General features: G+C 33.7%; 15 protein-coding genes. 8 read left to right on the top strand and 7 right to left on the bottom strand.

What is annotated here, in order from left to right; genetic code table 11:
• Positions 1–172: 172 nt before the first annotated feature.
• The 5 genes from EV145_RS11065 to EV145_RS11045 all read right to left on the bottom strand — a co-directional run bounded on the left by EV145_RS11065 (position 173) and on the right by EV145_RS11045 (position 6253).
• On the bottom strand, positions 173–874 hold the full coding sequence (locus EV145_RS11065; protein ID WP_133525287.1) for a DUF2971 domain-containing protein: 702 nt from the start codon (positions 872–874) through the stop codon (positions 173–175).
• 119 nt (positions 875–993) lie between these two features.
• The gene (locus EV145_RS11060; RefSeq protein WP_133525286.1) at positions 994–2823 is read right to left on the bottom strand and encodes an ABC transporter ATP-binding protein; all 1830 of its coding nucleotides are present in this window, start codon (positions 2821–2823) and stop codon (positions 994–996) included.
• Between the two features lie 74 nt (positions 2824–2897).
• Entirely contained in the window at positions 2898–4625 is a 1728-nt protein-coding gene (locus tag EV145_RS11055; RefSeq protein WP_133525606.1) for a phospho-sugar mutase, read from the bottom strand.
• A 131-nt stretch (positions 4626–4756) separates the two neighbouring features.
• A complete protein-coding gene (locus tag EV145_RS11050) occupies positions 4757–5713 on the bottom strand; it encodes a glycosyltransferase family 2 protein (RefSeq protein ID WP_133525285.1) in 957 nt (318 codons plus the stop codon).
• A gap of 9 nt (positions 5714–5722) precedes the next feature.
• A complete protein-coding gene (locus EV145_RS11045; protein ID WP_133525284.1) occupies positions 5723–6253 on the bottom strand; it encodes a DUF4199 domain-containing protein in 531 nt (176 codons plus the stop codon).
• 249 nt (positions 6254–6502) lie between these two features.
• Between EV145_RS11045 and EV145_RS11040 the strand changes: the two genes are divergently transcribed.
• From EV145_RS11040 to EV145_RS11020, 5 genes are all read left to right on the top strand, one after another.
• Positions 6503–6757 carry a type B 50S ribosomal protein L31 gene (locus EV145_RS11040; RefSeq protein ID WP_011921626.1) on the top strand — a complete coding sequence of 85 codons (255 nt, stop codon included), beginning with the start codon at positions 6503–6505 and terminating at the stop codon, positions 6755–6757.
• A gap of 197 nt (positions 6758–6954) precedes the next feature.
• On the top strand, positions 6955–8130 hold the full coding sequence (locus EV145_RS11035; protein ID WP_133525283.1) for a GlmU family protein: 1176 nt from the start codon (positions 6955–6957) through the stop codon (positions 8128–8130).
• Positions 8131–8494: 364 nt separating this feature from the next.
• Positions 8495–10129 carry an ABC-F family ATP-binding cassette domain-containing protein gene (locus tag EV145_RS11030; protein ID WP_133525282.1) on the top strand — a complete coding sequence of 545 codons (1635 nt, stop codon included), beginning with the start codon at positions 8495–8497 and terminating at the stop codon, positions 10127–10129.
• A 215-nt stretch (positions 10130–10344) separates the two neighbouring features.
• On the top strand, positions 10345–11496 hold the full coding sequence (locus tag EV145_RS11025) for a porin (RefSeq protein WP_133525281.1): 1152 nt from the start codon (positions 10345–10347) through the stop codon (positions 11494–11496).
• A 20-nt stretch (positions 11497–11516) separates the two neighbouring features.
• A complete protein-coding gene (locus EV145_RS11020) occupies positions 11517–12947 on the top strand; it encodes an anion permease (protein WP_133525280.1) in 1431 nt (476 codons plus the stop codon).
• On the opposite strand, the gene EV145_RS11015 is transcribed toward EV145_RS11020, so the two are convergent.
• Positions 12944–13249 (bottom strand): N-acetyltransferase, encoded by a 306-nt coding sequence (locus tag EV145_RS11015; protein WP_133525279.1) that lies wholly within the window; start codon positions 13247–13249, stop codon positions 12944–12946. The genes EV145_RS11020 and EV145_RS11015 overlap by 4 nt on opposite strands.
• Before the next feature lie 279 nt (positions 13250–13528).
• Between EV145_RS11015 and EV145_RS11010 the strand changes: the two genes are divergently transcribed.
• Positions 13529–14188: an alpha/beta hydrolase gene (locus EV145_RS11010; RefSeq protein ID WP_133525278.1), complete on the top strand. Its 660-nt coding sequence runs from the start codon at positions 13529–13531 to the stop codon at positions 14186–14188.
• Between the two features lie 257 nt (positions 14189–14445).
• Here the strand turns inward: EV145_RS11010 and EV145_RS11005 are convergent, their stop codons facing one another.
• A complete protein-coding gene (locus tag EV145_RS11005; protein ID WP_133525277.1) occupies positions 14446–14961 on the bottom strand; it encodes a DUF2892 domain-containing protein in 516 nt (171 codons plus the stop codon).
• Between the two features lie 167 nt (positions 14962–15128).
• Between EV145_RS11005 and rpmH the strand changes: the two genes are divergently transcribed.
• Together rpmH and carB are read left to right on the top strand one after the other, a co-directional pair.
• On the top strand, positions 15129–15290 hold the full coding sequence (gene rpmH / locus EV145_RS11000; protein ID WP_008464848.1) for a 50S ribosomal protein L34: 162 nt from the start codon (positions 15129–15131) through the stop codon (positions 15288–15290).
• Between the two features lie 147 nt (positions 15291–15437).
• Positions 15438–18293 carry a carbamoyl-phosphate synthase large subunit gene (carB, locus tag EV145_RS10995; RefSeq protein ID WP_133525276.1) on the top strand — a complete coding sequence of 952 codons (2856 nt, stop codon included), beginning with the start codon at positions 15438–15440 and terminating at the stop codon, positions 18291–18293.
• Positions 18294–18339 lie beyond the last annotated feature (46 nt).

Raw genomic sequence — 18339 nt, 5'->3', positions numbered from 1 at the left:
CTAAGATTCTGAGGTTTTAAGATTTCGGAATAAGAAAAAGCTCTTTAAAAATTATTGACTTAATTTTTAAAGAGCTTTTTCTTATTTAAGACTATGTTGAAAATCCTTTTAATCAGTGCAATCTGTGGCTAAAAAAACTTAGAACCTCAGAATCTTAGAATCTTAGCAACTTTCAAATCAATATGTCACTTTCCAAATCTGATTTTTCGATTTCAAAACCGAAATCCAAACGTTCAACCAATTCGATTACCAGTTTTTTATACCAGTTTTCAGATTTAGGATGAATGTAGATTTTTTCAATTAATTGATTGATGTCAACATTGATTTTTATTCCATCATTCAGTTTAATGGTGCTTTTAGAAGTATCCGTAATAATTCGGACTTCGCGTTCGTACTGAAAACTTTTTCTTTTAAATAAAAATGGAAAGAACAAATCATCAAATGGAATATATTCTTTTTTGTAGTCGATATAATTTACTTCACCAATATACTGATCAAAATTATTTTCGGGATTTAATGCTTTTTGCAATCTCCCAATTGTAGACTGAATAGCGAGTCCTTCGCTGTTTTGTGTGAAAATCTGCCACATAGCAAACGATTCGTATTCGTTAATGTGCCAACTGCTAATAGCAACCTTTTCGCGATGTGTTTTATAATAATTTAAAAAGTCAGGATTATCAACAGCCAGTTTTCTAATTTCTTCGTATGTAGGTTCGCTGAAAGTGCCTTCGTATTGATCTTCAAATTTATCGGAACGCGACATGAATAATTTCTTCGAAAGCAGTAAATCAAGAAATTTAGATAAGTCAAGATATTTCCAAACTATAGTATTTGGATCTTCAGGCAGTTTTATATTCGGATTCTTTAGATACATTTTTTAGGGATTTCAAAAGCTACCTAAAGTTAAAAAATAAACACAGATTAAAGAAATTAAATTGAGTTTTAATAGTTCCTTAATCTGTGTGAATTAATTTGTTTTCTTTGTTTTAAATCTTACGATTCAAAAGACTGCATAGTAACCAGTTTATTATAAGTTCCGTTTAAGGCAATTAATTGTTCGTGAGTTCCCTGTTCAACAATTCTTCCTTTTTGCATTACAACAATTACATCGGCTTTTTGAATTGTAGAAAGTCGGTGTGCAATAACAATCGAAGTTCTGTTTTGCATCATATTTTCAAGCGCAACCTGAACAAATTTCTCGCTTTCAGTATCCAATGCTGATGTTGCTTCGTCCAGAATCATAATTGGAGGATTTTTTAATACCGCTCTTGCAATAGATAAACGCTGTTTTTGTCCGCCCGAAAGTTTGTTTCCGCTGTCACCAATGTTAGTATAAATTCCTTTAGGAAGTTCTTTTACGAACTCGTAAGCGTTGGCAATTTTCAAAGCTTCGATAATTTCATCATCAGTCGCGTCTAATTTTCCTAATGAAATATTTGCTTTAATAGTATCATTAAATAAAATACTATCTTGAGTAACTAATCCCATTAAGCTGCGAAGTGACTGCAGATTCATGTCTTTGATATTAATATCATCAATCGAAATTGTTCCGTCATTAACATCATAAAAACGGGTTAAAAGGTTTGCAATGGTACTTTTTCCACTTCCAGACTGACCAACAAGTGCAACAGTTTGACCTTTTTTAATTTGAAGAGAAAAGTCTTTTAAGACAGTTTCTTCTTCATATTTAAAGTTAATGTGCTGAATATTTATGTTGTCATCAAAAGTAGTTTTTTCGACTGCTTTTTCTTTTGAAGTAATAGGGTTTTCCTGTTCCAGAATTTCAAGAACACGCTCTGCAGCTGCATTTCCTCTTTTTACTCCGTATGAAGCTTTAGAAATCGCTTTTGCAGGTGTTAAAATATTATATGCCAATCCCATGTAGGCAATAAATGAAGCACCTTCTAAAGTTTTATCAATTAAAACCATTTGTCCTCCGTACCATAATAAAATTGCAATTACAGTAATTCCCATAAATTCACTTGCAGGTGAAGCTAAGTTTTGGCGGTTTCCAATGCTGTTTGACAGAGTAAAAAAGCGTTCAGTTGAATTTTGAAAAATAGTGTTGAAGTAGTTTTCAGCATTATATCCTTTTACTACTTTCAAGCCACCTATTGTTTCTTCAATAGTAGATAAAAAAGCGCCTTGTTCCTGTTGTGCTTTTGAAGATTGTTTTTTTAGCTGTTTTCCAATTAATGAAATCAGATATCCTGAAACTGGAATAAAAATAAATACAAAGAGTGTTAATTTGGCACTAATAATTAACATTGCAATTATTGTAAAAAGGATTGTTAGAGGCTCTTTGACAATAAGTTCCAAAATAGCCAAAAAAGAAGTCTGAACCTCATTTACATCTGCTGAAATTCGAGAGATTACGTCGCCTTTTCTTTTTTCAGAATAAAAAGCCAAAGGCAATTCTAATGTTTTTTTGTATAATGCATTTCGCATATCTTTTAAAACGCCATTTCTTAAAAAGTTAATGAAAAACATTGCGAGATAATCGGCTAAATTTTTCAATAGGAAAATAGAGATGATTATTCCGACCATTACAGAAAGTATAAAACCTGGATTATTTGGGTCGTTATTTTTTGTAATGTAATAGTTTAGATAGTTTTCTCCGTATTCTTTTATATGTGCTATTCCTTCATAAGGAGGCATGGCAGTAAGTTTTTTGCTTTTGCCGAATAAAACCTGAAGCATCGGAATCAATGCCATGAATGAAAGTGTACTGAAAAGAGCATACAAAACATTAAAAAAAATGTTTAAGAATGCGTATTTTTTATACGGATAGATAAAAGGAACTATTTTTTTGAAATTACTCATTTAGGTGTTTTTTACCATTAAACCCGATAGCTTAAAAAGTTATCGGGTTTTTGAAAAATGTTTTTGTATTTTAATTATTTCAATTGCATATCTGCAATGATATTCTGTATTTTTCCGTCTAAGAATTTTTCTGCCTCTTCAAACTCTGAAACCGATTCGATTGCAGCATTTACGCTGATATAGAATTTGATTTTTGGTTCAGTTCCGCTTGGTCTTGCACAAATTTTAGAACCGTCTTCAGTGTAATAAATCAATACATTAGATTTTGGAATATCCATGGTAGATTCTTCACCGCTTATTAAATTCAAAGCAATTGAAGTGTCGTAATCTTCTACCATAATCACTCTTTGTCCATTGATTTCTTTCAAAGGATTCTGGCGCAAGTTGATCATCATCTGGTTGATTTCTTCTAAACCTTCCATTCCTTTTTTAGTCAAAGAAACCAAGTATTCTTTATAGAAGCCGTTTTCAACATAAAGCTGTAAAAGTTCTTTGTAAACAGAACTTCCTGCTGCTTTTGCCTGAGCAGCAACTTCGCAGATTAATAAAGTTGCAGCAACGGCATCTTTATCTCTCACAGCATCGCCAACCATAAAACCAAAGCTTTCTTCACCGCCTCCGATAAATTGAAGTTCTGGGAAATCTTTGATCATTTTTGCAATCCATTTAAAACCAGTCAAGCCAACTTTGCATTCAACGCCATAGCTTGTTGCCAATTCCATAATCATTGGAGTTGAAACAATTGTTGAGCCTACAAATTGTTTTCCGTTGATTTTTCCAGCTTTTTTCCATTGCTTCAATAAGAAAGAAGTCATTAAAACCATCGTTTGGTTTCCGTTAAGCAAAATTAACTTGCCATGATTATCTCTAACTGCAACGCCTAAACGGTCGCAATCAGGATCTGTACCAACAACAATATCAGAGTTTGTCTTTTCTGCTAAAGCAACAGCCATAGCCAAAGCTTCAGGCTCTTCGGGATTTGGAGATTTTACAGTTGGAAAATCTCCATCTGGAACCGCCTGTTCAGGAACAATATGGACATTTTTGTAACCAGCTTGAGATAAAGTATCAGGAACCGATTTTATAGAAGTTCCGTGCAACGAAGTAAATACAATTTGTAAGTTGTCTTTAGCTTCTGCCGGAGTATTAAAACTTGCGTTTTCAATAGATGATTTCACAAAGGCTTTGTCAATATCAGTGTCGATGTATTTGATCAGGCTTTCGTTAGCTTCAAATTTAATTTTGTCGTAGCTTAAATTTTCAATTACATTAATAATTGCAGCATCCTGCGGAGGAACAATTTGGCCTCCATCTTGCCAATACACTTTGTAACCATTGTATTCTGGTGGATTGTGTGAAGCGGTAAGAACAATACCACATTGACATCCTAAATATTTCAATGCAAAAGATAATTCGGGAGTTGGTCTTAAGTCTGAAAACAAATAAACCTGAATTCCATTTGCAGAAAAAACATCGGCAACAACTTTAGCCAAAGTATTACTATTATGACGGCAATCGTAAGCAATAACAACTTTTAAAGGTTCGTTTGGGAAAACTTCATGTAAATAGTTAGATAAACCCTGAGTGTTTTTTCCTAGTGTATATTTGTTTATTCTGTTGTTTCCAACGCCCATTACACCGCGCATTCCTCCGGTTCCAAATTCCAGATTTTTGTAAAAACTTTCCTCAAGTTCTTTTGGCGATGTTGTCATTAATTCCTTAACGGCTGCTTGTGTCTCTTTATCAAATGTTGGAGTTAACCATTCGTTTACAGCATTCAAAATATTAGGTGCTATATTCATCATTCGTGTATTTTTTATAGTTTAAATAAAAATAATATTTTTCAGGAGGTGATCACTGTTCCTTTTGGTCTTTTTTGTCCGTCGTGAGGACAAAAAAAGATTTTTTCTTTCATCAAAGTTAGGATGTCCTGCTAAAAATTAACCTCTCGGGAAACTTTATAACGTGCTTCGTTGCTTTTGGTTCTCAAAATAATCTCTCCCAGAAAACCTGCAAGAAACAATTGAGTTCCTAAAATCATAGTAGTCAAAGCGATATAAAACCACGGATTGCTGGTTACTAAACTGTATCGCATTCCGTTGTACATGTGGTGTAATTTTGAAACACCAATATATCCAGCAGATAAGAATCCGATGATAAACATAATAGATCCCATTGCGCCAAATAAGTGCATTGGTCTTTTTCCGAATCGAGACAAAAACCAAATTGTAATCAAATCCAGAAAACCGTTTATAAACCGTTCCATTCCAAATTTGGTTTCACCGTATTTTCTAGCTTGGTGAATAACTACTTTTTCACCAATTTTACTAAAACCAGCATTTTTTGCCAAAACCGGAATATATCTGTGCATTTCGCCTGATACTTCAATGTTTTTTACGACTGTATTTTTATACGCTTTTAATCCGCAGTTAAAATCATTTAATTCAACGCCCGAAGTTTTTCTGGCCGCCCAATTAAATAATTTTGAAGGCAGATTTTTTGCTACAACAGAGTCATAACGTTTCTTTTTCCAGCCAGAAACTAAATCATATTTCTGAGCTGTAATCATTTCATATAAACCTGGAATTTCATCAGGACTGTCTTGTAAATCGGCATCCATTGTTATAATGACATCGCCTTGTGCTTTTGCAAAACCTGCATGCAGCGCCTGTGATTTTCCGAAATTTTTCATAAAACGAATTCCTTTTACGTTAGGATTTTCGTTAGAAAAACTTTCAATAATATTCCAAGAATCATCTGTACTTCCATCATCAACAAAAATGATTTCATAAGAGTAATTGTTAGACTGCATCACTTTAATAATCCACGAATAGAGTTCTTTTAGTGATTCCTCCTCGTTTAGAAGCGGTATAAGTATAGATAAATTCATTTATATTTTTTATTCTTGAGTGGTTTTGCTTTTGAAAAATGCAGCAAAGATCAATCCGAAAATCGCACTGATTACTATTGCAAAAGCAGATCCTTTTAATAATTCGAAAGTTGAGTAAGGGCTGCTTTCTTTCATTTTGTTAATTGCTTCATTAATAGACGAAGCTGGAGCCCCAAATTTCTGCATCATGTTTGCAGTGTATTTAATCATTATTTCATTCAAAGTGTCTTTTGCACCCGGATCAATAACATTAAATAAAACAATATTAAAAGTTGTAGAAATTAAAACGCCAATTACGGCAGCTATAAAATACGTGGTAAAAGCATCTTTAAAAGGAAAAACACCTTTTAATTCTTTCTTCGTTTTAGAAAGTAGAACAATACTTATAGTTACGCTTATTGCAATTCCAATTATGCCCATCCACCATGCAGTGAATAAATTTAAATCAACCGCATAGATAGTAGCGGTAAATAATGCCGATGCAATTCCAATCATTACACCATAAGTAATACCATTCTTTTTTATAACTTCATTGATCATATTTCTATATGTTTTAAAATTAATCCACAAATATAGCAATTCCCAATATAATCGGAGATAAAAAAAGCTTTTTGAAATAAACTAAAAAAAAGTGAGCTAAGTATTTGTTTATTAAAAAAGAATTGTAAATTTGCACACTCAAAAATAATTAAATTTTTAAACAAAAAAGAGTAGTGTTGTTTATACCTTTTTCTAACCATGAAAAAGCTTCAAAATAAAAATGCTCTAAAACAATAAATAAAAAGAAAGATGAAAAAAGGAATTCACCCAGAAAATTACAGATTAGTTGCGTTTAAAGACATGTCAAATGATGACGTTTTTATCACTAAATCTACTGCAGATACAAAAGAAACAATTGAAGTTGACGGAGTTGAGTATCCAGTTGTAAAAATGGAGATTTCTAGAACATCTCACCCTTTTTATACTGGTAAATCTAAACTTATCGATACTGCAGGACGTATTGATAAATTCAAAACTAAATACGCTAAACACGCTAAAAAATAATAGCTGTTTTAAATTATATAAAAGCCTTCCAATTTGGGAGGCTTTTTTTATGGATTTGATTTTTTTATTGAAGCGAACACGTTAAAGAATAGAAGTATTTTATTTTATTAAAAAGTTTCACGTTTAATGAAACACATAAATATTTGTAACTTTGGCCTTGGTAACCAAATCAAATTTTAACACATTAAATTAATCGTATGAATTACATTCTTTTTGACGGTCCCGTCCGGAATGCTTTATTACCCTTTACTTTTACAAGGCCTGTTGCTGATATTCTAATAGGAATCACGACGATTCGTCAAAAATGGGAAATGCGCCTTGGATCAACTATCACAACAATTACTGAGGAATATTTATCTGAAAAATTCCCAATGGTTGAGATGGAAGAAAATGTTATGATCAACGCTGCTTATTTGCCAAATGATAAGCTTGCTGAACTGGTTTCTGATTTAACAACAAATCAGGCTATTTTTAAAGGTGAGGATGTAATCGCTTTTTTTACTACTGAAAATCAAGAGGAAGTTGATTTCGATACCTATGAAATTATTCAATACAATGAAGACTGTTTAACGGTGGAGCATACTTGGGATATTTTTTCTAAAAATGATGCCGCTATTCGTGCCGACTTTATTTTTTTGACAGAAGACAGAAAATCACAGCCAATTCCTAAAAGCGTAAATGTAATTGCGCCTGAAAATATTTTTATTGAAGAAGGAGCTAAACTAGAGTTTGTTACTTTAAATGCTTCAAATGGCCCTATATATATAGGAAAGAATTCAGAAATTATGGAAGGAACTGTAATTCGCGGACCTTTTGCTTTGTGTGAGAACGCTCAGGTAAAACTGAATGCAAAAGTTTATGGCGCTACAACGGTTGGTCCGGGATCAAGAATTGGAGGAGAGGTAAAGAATTCTGTTTTATTTCAAAATTCAAATAAAGGGCATGATGGATTTTTAGGTGATTCTGTTTTAGGTGAATGGTGCAATATTGGTGCAGATTCAAATAATTCGAACCTAAAAAATAATTACGAAGAAGTAAAGCTGTGGAGTTATGAAACGGAAGGTTTTGCAAAAACTGGACTTCAATTTTGCGGTTTAATGATGGGGGATCACAGTAAATGTGGCATCAATACCATGTTTAATACTGGAACTGTAGTTGGGGTAAGTGCTAATATTTTTGGATCTGGATTTCCTAGAAATTTTGTTCCAAGTTTTTCTTGGGGCGGTGCGGCCGGATTCACCACTTATGTGACTAAAAAAGCTTTTGAAACAGCAAAATTAGTTTTGGGAAGAAGAAATATAGATTTCGACGAAACCGAAGCGGCGATTTTAGAACATATTTTTGAAGAAACTAAAAAATGGAGAAAAGATTGATTAGATAATTAGTCAATTTGAAAATTAGATAATTTTTGCAAACCCGACAGGTTTTAAAACCTTTCGGGTTTTGTTTTTACATGTTGAACTGGACAGAAGTCCAGCCCTACAATATAGCTCGAGCCGAAGGCTCTCTTGTTGTTCCGTAGGAACTTATTGTATTGTAGGGCTGGACTTCAGTCCAGTTTAACAATAGAATGAGTTTTTTATAGATATGGAAAGTCTTCTAATCATCTAATTGTCACATTCTCAAAATTATCTAATTTACAAATTGCCAAATTATCTAATTAATCTATCTTTGCAGCACGAAAAAAATGGGTAGTCAAAGAAACGATTAACCGATTAAACAAATTAACAAAGACAAATGATTACAGTTAACGATATTTCGGTTCAGTTTGGTGGAACTACACTTTTTAGCGATGTTTCTTTTGCTATAAATGAAAATGATAAAATTGCCCTTATGGGTAAAAATGGTGCGGGAAAATCGACACTTTTGAAAATAATTGCTGGTGAAAACAAACCTTCAACAGGAAGTATTTCGACTCCAAAAGATGCTGTTGTGGCTTATTTGCCTCAGCATTTATTAACTAAAGATGGTTCGACTGTGATGGAAGAAGCATCAAAAGCTTTTGGTGAGATTTTTAAAATGAAAGCCGAAATTGATGAAATCAACGAGCAGTTAACCGTTCGTACCGATTATGAAAGTGATGCTTACATGAAATTGATCGAAAGAGTTTCTGACTTGAGTGAGAAGTTTTATGCTATTGAAGAAGTGAATTACGAAGCTGAAGTTGAGAAAATATTAATTGGTTTAGGTTTTGAACGTGAAGATTTTGGCCGTCAGACATCTGAATTTTCTGGAGGATGGAGAATGCGTATCGAGCTTGCAAAAATTTTATTGCGAAAACCAGATTTGATTTTGCTGGATGAGCCAACCAACCATATGGATATTGAAAGTATTCAGTGGCTGGAAGAGTTTTTACTGACTTCTGCAAAGGCAGTTGTGGTGATTTCGCACGATAGAGCGTTTGTTGATAATATTACAAACCGAACTATTGAAGTAACAATGGGAAGAATTTACGATTATAAAGCAAAATATTCTCATTACTTAGAATTAAGAAAAGACCGTCGTATTCATCAGCAAAAAGCTTATGACGAACAACAAAAAATGATTGCTGACAACAGAGCGTTTATTGATCGTTTCAAAGGGACATTTTCAAAGACTGATGCTGTTCAGTCTCGTGTAAAAATGTTGGAAAAATTAGAGATTGTTCAAGTTGACGAAGTTGATACTTCGGCACTTCGATTAAAATTTCCGCCGGCGCCACGTTCTGGGCAATATCCAGTTATTGTAAAAGAAATGTCTAAATCGTATGGCGATCATGTAGTTTTTAAAGATGCCAATATCGTAATTGAAAGAGGACAGAAAGTTGCTTTTGTTGGGAAAAATGGAGAAGGAAAATCAACAATGATCAAAGCGATCATGAAAGAAATTGGCGTTGATTCGGGAAGTGTTGAAATTGGGCATAATTCTCAAATAGGATATTTTGCTCAAAATCAGGCTGCATTATTAGATGAAAACGCTACCATTTTTGAAACTATCGACAATATAGCTGTTGGCGATATTAGAACACAAATTAAAAACATTCTTGGAGCATTTATGTTTCAAGGTGATGATATTACCAAAAAAGTAAAAGTGCTTTCTGGTGGAGAAAAAACGCGTTTGGCAATGATTAAATTGTTGTTGGAGCCGGTTAACTTGTTAATTCTGGATGAGCCTTCAAATCACTTGGATATGAAAACGAAAGACATTATTAAAGATGCTTTGCGTGATTTTGACGGAACATTGATCTTGGTTTCTCACGATCGTGATTTCCTTGACGGATTAGCAACTAAGGTTTTTGAATTCGGAAATAAAAGAGTTAAAGAACATTTTGAAGATGTGGCAGGTTTCTTGGCACATAAAAAAATGGATTCTATGAGAGAGATCGAAAAATAGAAATCTTCTAAAATAGTAAAAAGGCGCAAGTTGATTCTTGCGCCTTTTTTTTGCTTTGTTAAAATTGATAACTATATTTTAATGCAATTATTTTTACAAGTTGTTGTTTTTTTATTATATTTATAACTGCTTTTGTATTGATTTATAAGTATTTGTCTTTTTTTTATTGTGTAAAAGATTTTTTTGACCTTTTTAAAAGTTTACTATATAAGCCTATGAGAAAGACGTTACTTTTTCAAATTATTCTTGTTTTATTTTTTGTGCCATTGCTTTCGAATGCACAATCATTAGCAGCTCAACCGACGACTGATTCTGAAAGTGATATTAAGTATCCAGCATTTCAATTTAAAGGACTTTTACAAGCCAGGTATTTAGAAAGTTTTGAAGATAATGTTGATGTTTTGGGAGCGCATCATTCAACAGGAAATGTCACTCAAAGTTCCTTTGATATCAAAAGAATGCGTGTGGGACTTAATGCAAAGCTTAGTAAAGAAACTGAAGTCGTAATTTTAGTAAACTTGGCTGATTTCAAATCTGATACTAAGGGAAAAGTTCTTGAAAATGCTTACGGAAAATATACTTTTAATAAATATATAGCGCTAACTGGTGGGCAGTTCAGACCTGCATTTGGTATTGAGGAATTGGTGCCTGTAGATATTATTAAGTCGTTCGATTTTTCTAATCAATATTATGAATTTGGAAAGAACGGCTGGACAAGTTTTCAAATTGGGGCATCGGCAACAGGTGCTTTTGATATTGGAAAAATACCAGTGAATTATGCTGTTTCTGTTTTGAATGGAAACGGAAAAAATGCAGAAATGGATAAAGATAATGGCAAACAATTTTCAACAAGATGGGTTTTGGAGTTGTCGAAAAAACAGGGTATTAATTTGGGTTTAAACGGAGGTTTTGGAAAAGTTTTCAAAGAAGATGTTTTTGCAATTGGTGCCGATATCACAAGTAATTTTAAAATTACTGACAAATTCAGTTTTGATTTACAGATTGAATACAAGCAGGGAACAAATCATAATTTGTATTTTTCTCTGCCAGTTGCTTCAAGAACTCCAGATGTTGCAGATTATCAAATGCGAGGTATTTACTTTTTGCCAAATTTTAGATATGTTGTTGATTATAATAAATTAACCTCTTTAGAATTTTCGTGTCGTTATGAAAGATTTGATCCGAGTTATAAAATTGATTCAAATCTAAGACAGGCCTATACGCCAATGGTGAGCCTTGAATTTGGAAAAGCGTATAGAGGACGAATTGAGGCAGGATTTCAAATTGACCGATTTGATAAAAATGTTCCAGATACAACCACCTACGATAATAACTTGTTTTTAATACAGCTCCAGCTTAGGCTTTAATTAACTTAAATCTTGTTTTTATGAAAGAAGTACAAATCCCTCAAACCATTATCACACTTGCCGTTGGAGTTGCAATTTGGCTGATTCCTGCTCCAAATGGTGTTGTTGTTGAAGCTTGGCATTTATTTGCAATTTTTGTAGCTACTATTTTAGGAATTATTCTAAAAGCGGCTCCAATGGGAACTATGTGTATGATCGCTATTGCTTTGACGGCTTTTTCGCAGGTTTTGGCGCCTGGCGAGGCTGGTAAATCTATAACATTGGCATTAAAGGGTTTTGGAGATAAAGTAATCTGGCTTATTGGGATTTCATTTTTTATTGCCAGAGGATTTATAAAAACAGGTTTAGGAAACCGAATAGCTTTTTTGTTTATTCGAATTTTCGGTAAAAGTTCGCTTGGACTTGCTTATGGATTAGGTTTGGCTGATTTAGTTTTGGCTCCTGCTGTTCCAAGTAATACGGCTCGAGGTGGTGGAATTATTTATCCGATTATGAAGTCGATGTCAATGAGCTTTGGTTCGATGCCTGATCAGCCAGAAACACATAGAAAGCTAGGTTCGTATCTTACCTTGAGCAGTTATAATGCTAATCTTATTGCTTCGTCCATGTTTTTGACGGGGACGGCAAGTAATCCAATGTGTCAAAAATTTGCGCTTAATCTCGGAATTAAAATTACTTGGATTTCTTGGGCCACGGCTGCGATTGTTCCTGGTTTAGTTTCGTTTTTTGTAATTCCGTTTGTGTTATATAAAATTTATCCGCCAGAGCTTAAAAAAACAGGAGATGCGCCTCAAATTGCGGCTCAAAAACTTAAAGAAATGGGGTCAATTACGCGAAACGAGTGGATGATGCTGTTGACTTTTTTTATTTTATTGTTTTTATGGATGACAGGTGATCTCTTTTCTATAGATGCTACAACAACTGCTTTTATTGGTTTGGTTATTTTGCTTTTGACTTCAGTTTTAACTTGGGATGATGTAAAAGCTGAAAAAGGCGCTTGGGATACAATCGTTTGGTTCTCAGTTTTGGTAATGATGGCAAGTTCTTTAAATGAACTAGGTTTTATTGCGTGGTTTAGCGATTTGGTTAAAGCTGAAATAGGTGGGCTAAGCTGGCAAATGGCTTTTCCTATTATTATATTGGTGTACTTTTTCAGTCACTATCTTTTTGCAAGTGCAACGGCACACGTAGCCGCTATGTATGCAGCGTTGTTGGGAGTTGGAGTTTCACTCGGAATTCCGGGCTTGCTTCTTGCTTTTATGCTTGGTTTTGTGGGATCGATATACGGAACTTTAACGCATTACGGACATGGACCGGCACCAGTCTTTTTTGGTAGCGGTTATGTCGACCTAAAAAGCTGGTGGGTCAAAGGGCTGATAACTGGATTGGTTATGCTCTTTATCTATATGGTAATAGGAGGTTTGTGGCTCCGATTAATTGGTGATTTTTAAATCCTGATTCCAGGAGGAAGCAATTCTTTGTATTTCGGATTTTTTTTGAAAAAAGTAACAATCTTTGGATGAATAGGAACAACTCTGAATTTTTTCTCTGTATTCAATTCCATGATGTTTTTCAACATGTTGTCAAGTACGGCTTGATTGTCATAGCCTTCAGGTGTGTTGATTTTGGTTAGGAAAATTTTCTTTTCTTGAAATGAATATTCAACAGAAAGCATTCCTTCAGGAGCTAAAGTTTCAAATTGTCTCGCAAAAGTGTTGTCTTTAATTGCTAGTGTAGTTTCAATAGATTCCATAATTTGTCATTTTTTTAGCAGGTTTAAAATATAAAATAGATTTCGGGCGTATTCTGTTTAAATGCTTATATAAGGTATTAAACATGAATGATTTGGAATGCAAAGTTAATCATTTGATTTTCAATATGGAATTATTTTTTTAAGAGAGCGTTTTTTAAATATTTTGTAATTTTATTTGTTTTAATATGGATTATGGTGTAAGATTTGATGTGCATATTGTTAAAAAAAGTACATTTATATTGAAATAGAGATTTGTAATTAAAATACCGTTTTTGACAAATGAGTAAAATTCCTGTTTATTTTATGCCAGGCTTGGCGGCTAGCCCAGCCATTTTTGAAAGAATTAAATTAGACGAATCTGTTTTTGAAACCTATTTGCTTGAATGGGAGATTCCTAAACCTAAAGAATCTTTGTCTGATTATGCTATTCGAATTGCGAAAAATATCAAACATGAAAATCCGGTTTTGATTGGAGTTTCCTTTGGAGGAATTTTGGTTCAGGAAATTTCAAAACATATAAAAACGAAAAAAGTAATTATTATTTCGAGTGTAAGAAGCAATGCTGAATTTCCGCGAAGAATGAAAATCGGCAAGAAAACCAAAGCTTATAAACTAATTCCGATGAAGCTGATTCTGAATATTGAAAATCTAGCTAAATATTCTTTTGGAGAAAAAGTAAACAAACGAATTAAATTATATGAGAAGTTTTTGGCAGTCCGTGATCTTAATTATCTGCAATGGGCTGTAGAATCGGTTATTTTATGGGACAGAAATGAAGTTGATGATAATGTGATTCATATTCACGGTGATCAAGATGATGTTTTTCCTATAAAATATATTGACAAGTGTATTGTTGTAAAAGGCGGTACTCATATTATGATTCTGAATAAATACAAATGGCTCAATGAGAATTTGCCGTCTATTATATTGGAGGATTAAAAATTTAGTTTCAAGTTTCAAGTTCCCGGAGTTTAGTAAAGATCTATCTACCAACTTGTCATTTCGAACGTAGGGAGAAATCTTCGCAAGTGGCTCGACAAAGATGTTGTGCAAAGTCATTGCGAGGAACGAAGCAACCACACGAAAAAGGGTGTTAGTGAAATGCTAACTGAGATTGCTTTGTTTCTCGCAACGACAAAAAAAATCCCAAACTCTTTTTAGAATTTGGGATTTTTAATATTGTAATTTAAAGAAGTTTAGATTTTCTTCATTTGTTCTTTCATCATCGTGATTTGTTCTTTCAGCATGCCTTGTTTGTCTAATTTCTTAGCTTCATTCAATAAATTAGTAGCTTCAAGCTTTCTGCGGCGTGACATTGCAACTCCGGCAAGGTTCAATTTAGCTACTGCTAAATCCATATCCATTGATAGTCCAAGTTCGATTGCTTTCTTGAAATGTTTCTCAGCTTGGTTGATATTAGTTTGAGACAACATAATTCCGTGAAGGTAATTAAAGTATCCCTGTTGTTTTCTTACTAAGGCACCTTCTGGATTTTTAATGTATGATAACCACTTTTTAGCTCCTTCGAAGTCTTGTTTTCTTAATTTAAGGAAAGCTAATAAGATAAATTCGTTTTTAAAATAAAGGAAAATAGGAATAGCAGTAAGTAAAAGCAAAAATATACCATTCCCGATATTACTTTCTGTAAATTGCCAAATGCCAGCAACTACAAGAAGTCCGGCCAAAATAAGTTTAATATTTTTATGAAACATAATTAATGTAAATTTGTGATTGCAAATATAGTAAAATGAATTAAAAATATTTTTATTAAAGTGCTTGCCAGAAAAAAAAGTCTTTGTATATTTGCACTCGGTTTTTGAGCAACGATATTCAAAAACAGAAAAACAGATATTAGATACCATTTTAAAGATACAAAGCAATGAGCAAAAGAACATTTCAACCATCGAAAAGAAAAAGAAGAAATAAGCACGGATTTATGGACAGAATGGCTTCTGCGAATGGAAGAAAAGTTCTAGCGCGTAGAAGAGCAAAAGGAAGACATAAATTGACTGTTTCTAGCGAGCCTAGACACAAAAAATAATGTTTGTATAAACATACATAAGGCGATTACTTTTTTAGTATCGCCTTTTTTTATACCTTGTCGGTAATAAATTTGTAACATTCTAGTTTTTAATGCACTGTGAATGTTTTTTTGAATACAATATAATAACTACACAATACATACAAAATGCCTAAAGACACATCAATAAAATCAGTTTTAATAATAGGTTCAGGACCTATTGTTATTGGTCAAGCTTGCGAATTTGATTATGCAGGATCACAATCTGCACGCTCAATTCGTGAAGAAGGAATTGAAGTTATCTTGATTAACTCAAACCCAGCAACGATTATGACCGACCCATCTATGGCCGATCATATTTATTTGAAACCTTTAACGACAAAATCGATTATTGAAATTCTGAAGGAACATCCACAAATTGATGCTGTTTTACCTACAATGGGGGGTCAGACTGCTTTGAACTTGTGTTTGGAAGCTGAAGAAAAAGGAATCTGGCAGGATTTCGGAGTGCGATTAATCGGGGTTGATGTAAATGCAATTAATATTACAGAAGACAGAGAGCAATTTAAACAGCTTTTAGAAAGAATAAATGTACCAACTGCGCCTGCAAAAACGGCTACTTCATATTTAGAAGGAAAAGAAATTGCTCAGGAATTTGGTTTCCCACTTGTAATTCGCCCTTCGTTTACACTTGGAGGAACTGGAGCAGCGGTTGTTTATAAAAAAGAAGATTTTGATGAGCTTTTAACTCGCGGACTTGAAGCTTCTCCAATTCACGAAGTTTTGATCGATAAAGCTTTGATGGGATGGAAAGAATACGAATTAGAACTTTTAAGAGATAAAAATGACAATGTTGTAATTATCTGTTCTATCGAAAATATGGACCCAATGGGAATCCACACTGGAGATTCGATTACGGTTGCTCCGGCAATGACTTTATCTGATACGACTTTCCAAAAATTACGTGATTACGCTATCTTAATGATGAGAAGTATCGGAAATTTTGCGGGAGGATGTAACGTACAATTTGCAGTTTCGCCAGACGAAAAAGAAGATATCGTAGCAATCGAGATTAATCCTCGTGTATCTCGTTCTTCTGCTTTAGCATCAAAAGCAACGGGTTATCCAATTGCAAAAATCGCTTCTAAACTTGCTTTAGGATACAATTTAGATGAATTGCAAAACCAAATTACTAAATCTACTTCGGCTCTTTTTGAACCAACTTTAGATTATGTAATCGTAAAAATACCTCGTTGGAACTTCGATAAATTTGAAGGATCTGATAGAACTTTAGGTCTTCAGATGAAATCTGTAGGTGAGGTTATGGGAATTGGACGTTCTTTCCAAGAAGCATTACACAAAGCGACTCAATCTTTAGAGATTAAGAGAAATGGAATTGGTGCTGACGGAAAAGGGTACAAAAACTACGAACAAATTATCGAGAAACTGACTTATGCAAGTTGGGATCGTGTTTTTGTGATTTATGATGCAATCGCAATGGGAATTCCGTTGAGCCGTATTCATGAAATTACAAGAATCGATATGTGGTTCTTAAAACAATACGAAGAACTTTATACTCTAGAAAAAGAAATTTCTAATTATAAAGTTTCAAATCTTCCGAAAGATTTATTGCTTGAGGCAAAACAAAAAGGTTTTGCAGACAGACAAATCGCACACATGATGAATTGTCTTGAAAGTGAAGTGCATGCTTTGCGTATGGATCAAAACATTAACCGTGTGTTTAAATTGGTTGATACTTGTGCAGCAGAATTTAAAGCAAAAACCCCTTATTACTACTCAACTTTTGAGGCTGAAATCGAAAAAGCAAATGGTGAGCGTTATGTAGATAACGAAAGTATAGTTACTGATAAAAAGAAAATCATCGTTTTAGGTTCTGGACCAAACAGAATTGGTCAGGGAATTGAGTTTGATTATTCTTGTGTACACGGAGTTTTGGCGGCGAAAGAATGTGGTTATGAGACAATTATGATCAACTGTAATCCAGAAACAGTTTCGACTGATTTTGATACAGCTGATAAATTATACTTCGAACCCGTTTTCTGGGAGCATATTTATGACATCATTCAGCATGAAAAACCTGAAGGTGTAATTGTACAGCTTGGTGGTCAGACAGCATTGAAATTGGCTGACAAACTTTCTAAATACGGTGTAAAAATCATTGGAACTAGTTTTGATGCACTTGATTTAGCTGAAGACAGAGGCCGTTTCTCAGACTTATTGACTGAACTGCACATTCCTTTCCCTAAATTCGGAATTGCGGAAACTGCTGATGAAGCTTCTGCACTTGCAGATACATTAGATTTCCCATTATTGATTCGTCCTTCTTATGTATTAGGAGGTCAGGGTATGAAAATTGTAATCAACAAAAAAGAATTAGAAGAGCACGTTATCAACTTGTTGAAAACGATTCCAGGAAATAAATTACTTTTAGATCACTATTTAGCTGGAGCAATTGAAGCTGAAGCTGATGCGATTTGTGATGCTGATGGAAATGTTTACATCATCGGAATTATGGAGCACATTGAGCCTTGCGGTGTTCACTCTGGAGATAGTAATGCTACTTTGCCTCCTTTTAACTTAGGAGAATTTGTAATGCAGCAAATTAAAGACCATACGCATAAAATTGCGAGAGCATTAAAAACGGTTGGTTTAATCAACATTCAGTTTGCGATAAAAGATGATACGGTTTACATTATCGAAGCAAACCCTAGAGCTTCAAGAACGGTTCCGTTTATTGCAAAAGCTTATGGAGAACCTTATGTAAACTACGCTACAAAAGTAATGTTAGGTCATAACAAAGTAACTGACTTTGATTTCAATCCGCAATTAAAAGGATATGCGATCAAACAACCAGTTTTCTCTTTCAGCAAATTCCCGAATGTAAACAAAGCATTAGGGCCAGAAATGAAATCGACGGGAGAAAGCATCTTGTTTATTGATGACTTGAAAGATGATCAATTTTACGAATTGTACTCTAGAAGAAAAATGTATTTGAGTAAATAATCTCAGATCCCAATATAAAAGAAAAAGCTCCAATGAAAATTGGAGC

Origin of the sequence: Flavobacterium sp. 245, from assembly GCF_004362055.1 — a bacterium.
Taxonomy (GTDB): Bacteria; Bacteroidota; Bacteroidia; order Flavobacteriales; family Flavobacteriaceae; genus Flavobacterium.
Note: the sequence above shows the minus strand (reverse complement) of the source record. Positions and strands in the feature narration are given on the sequence as shown.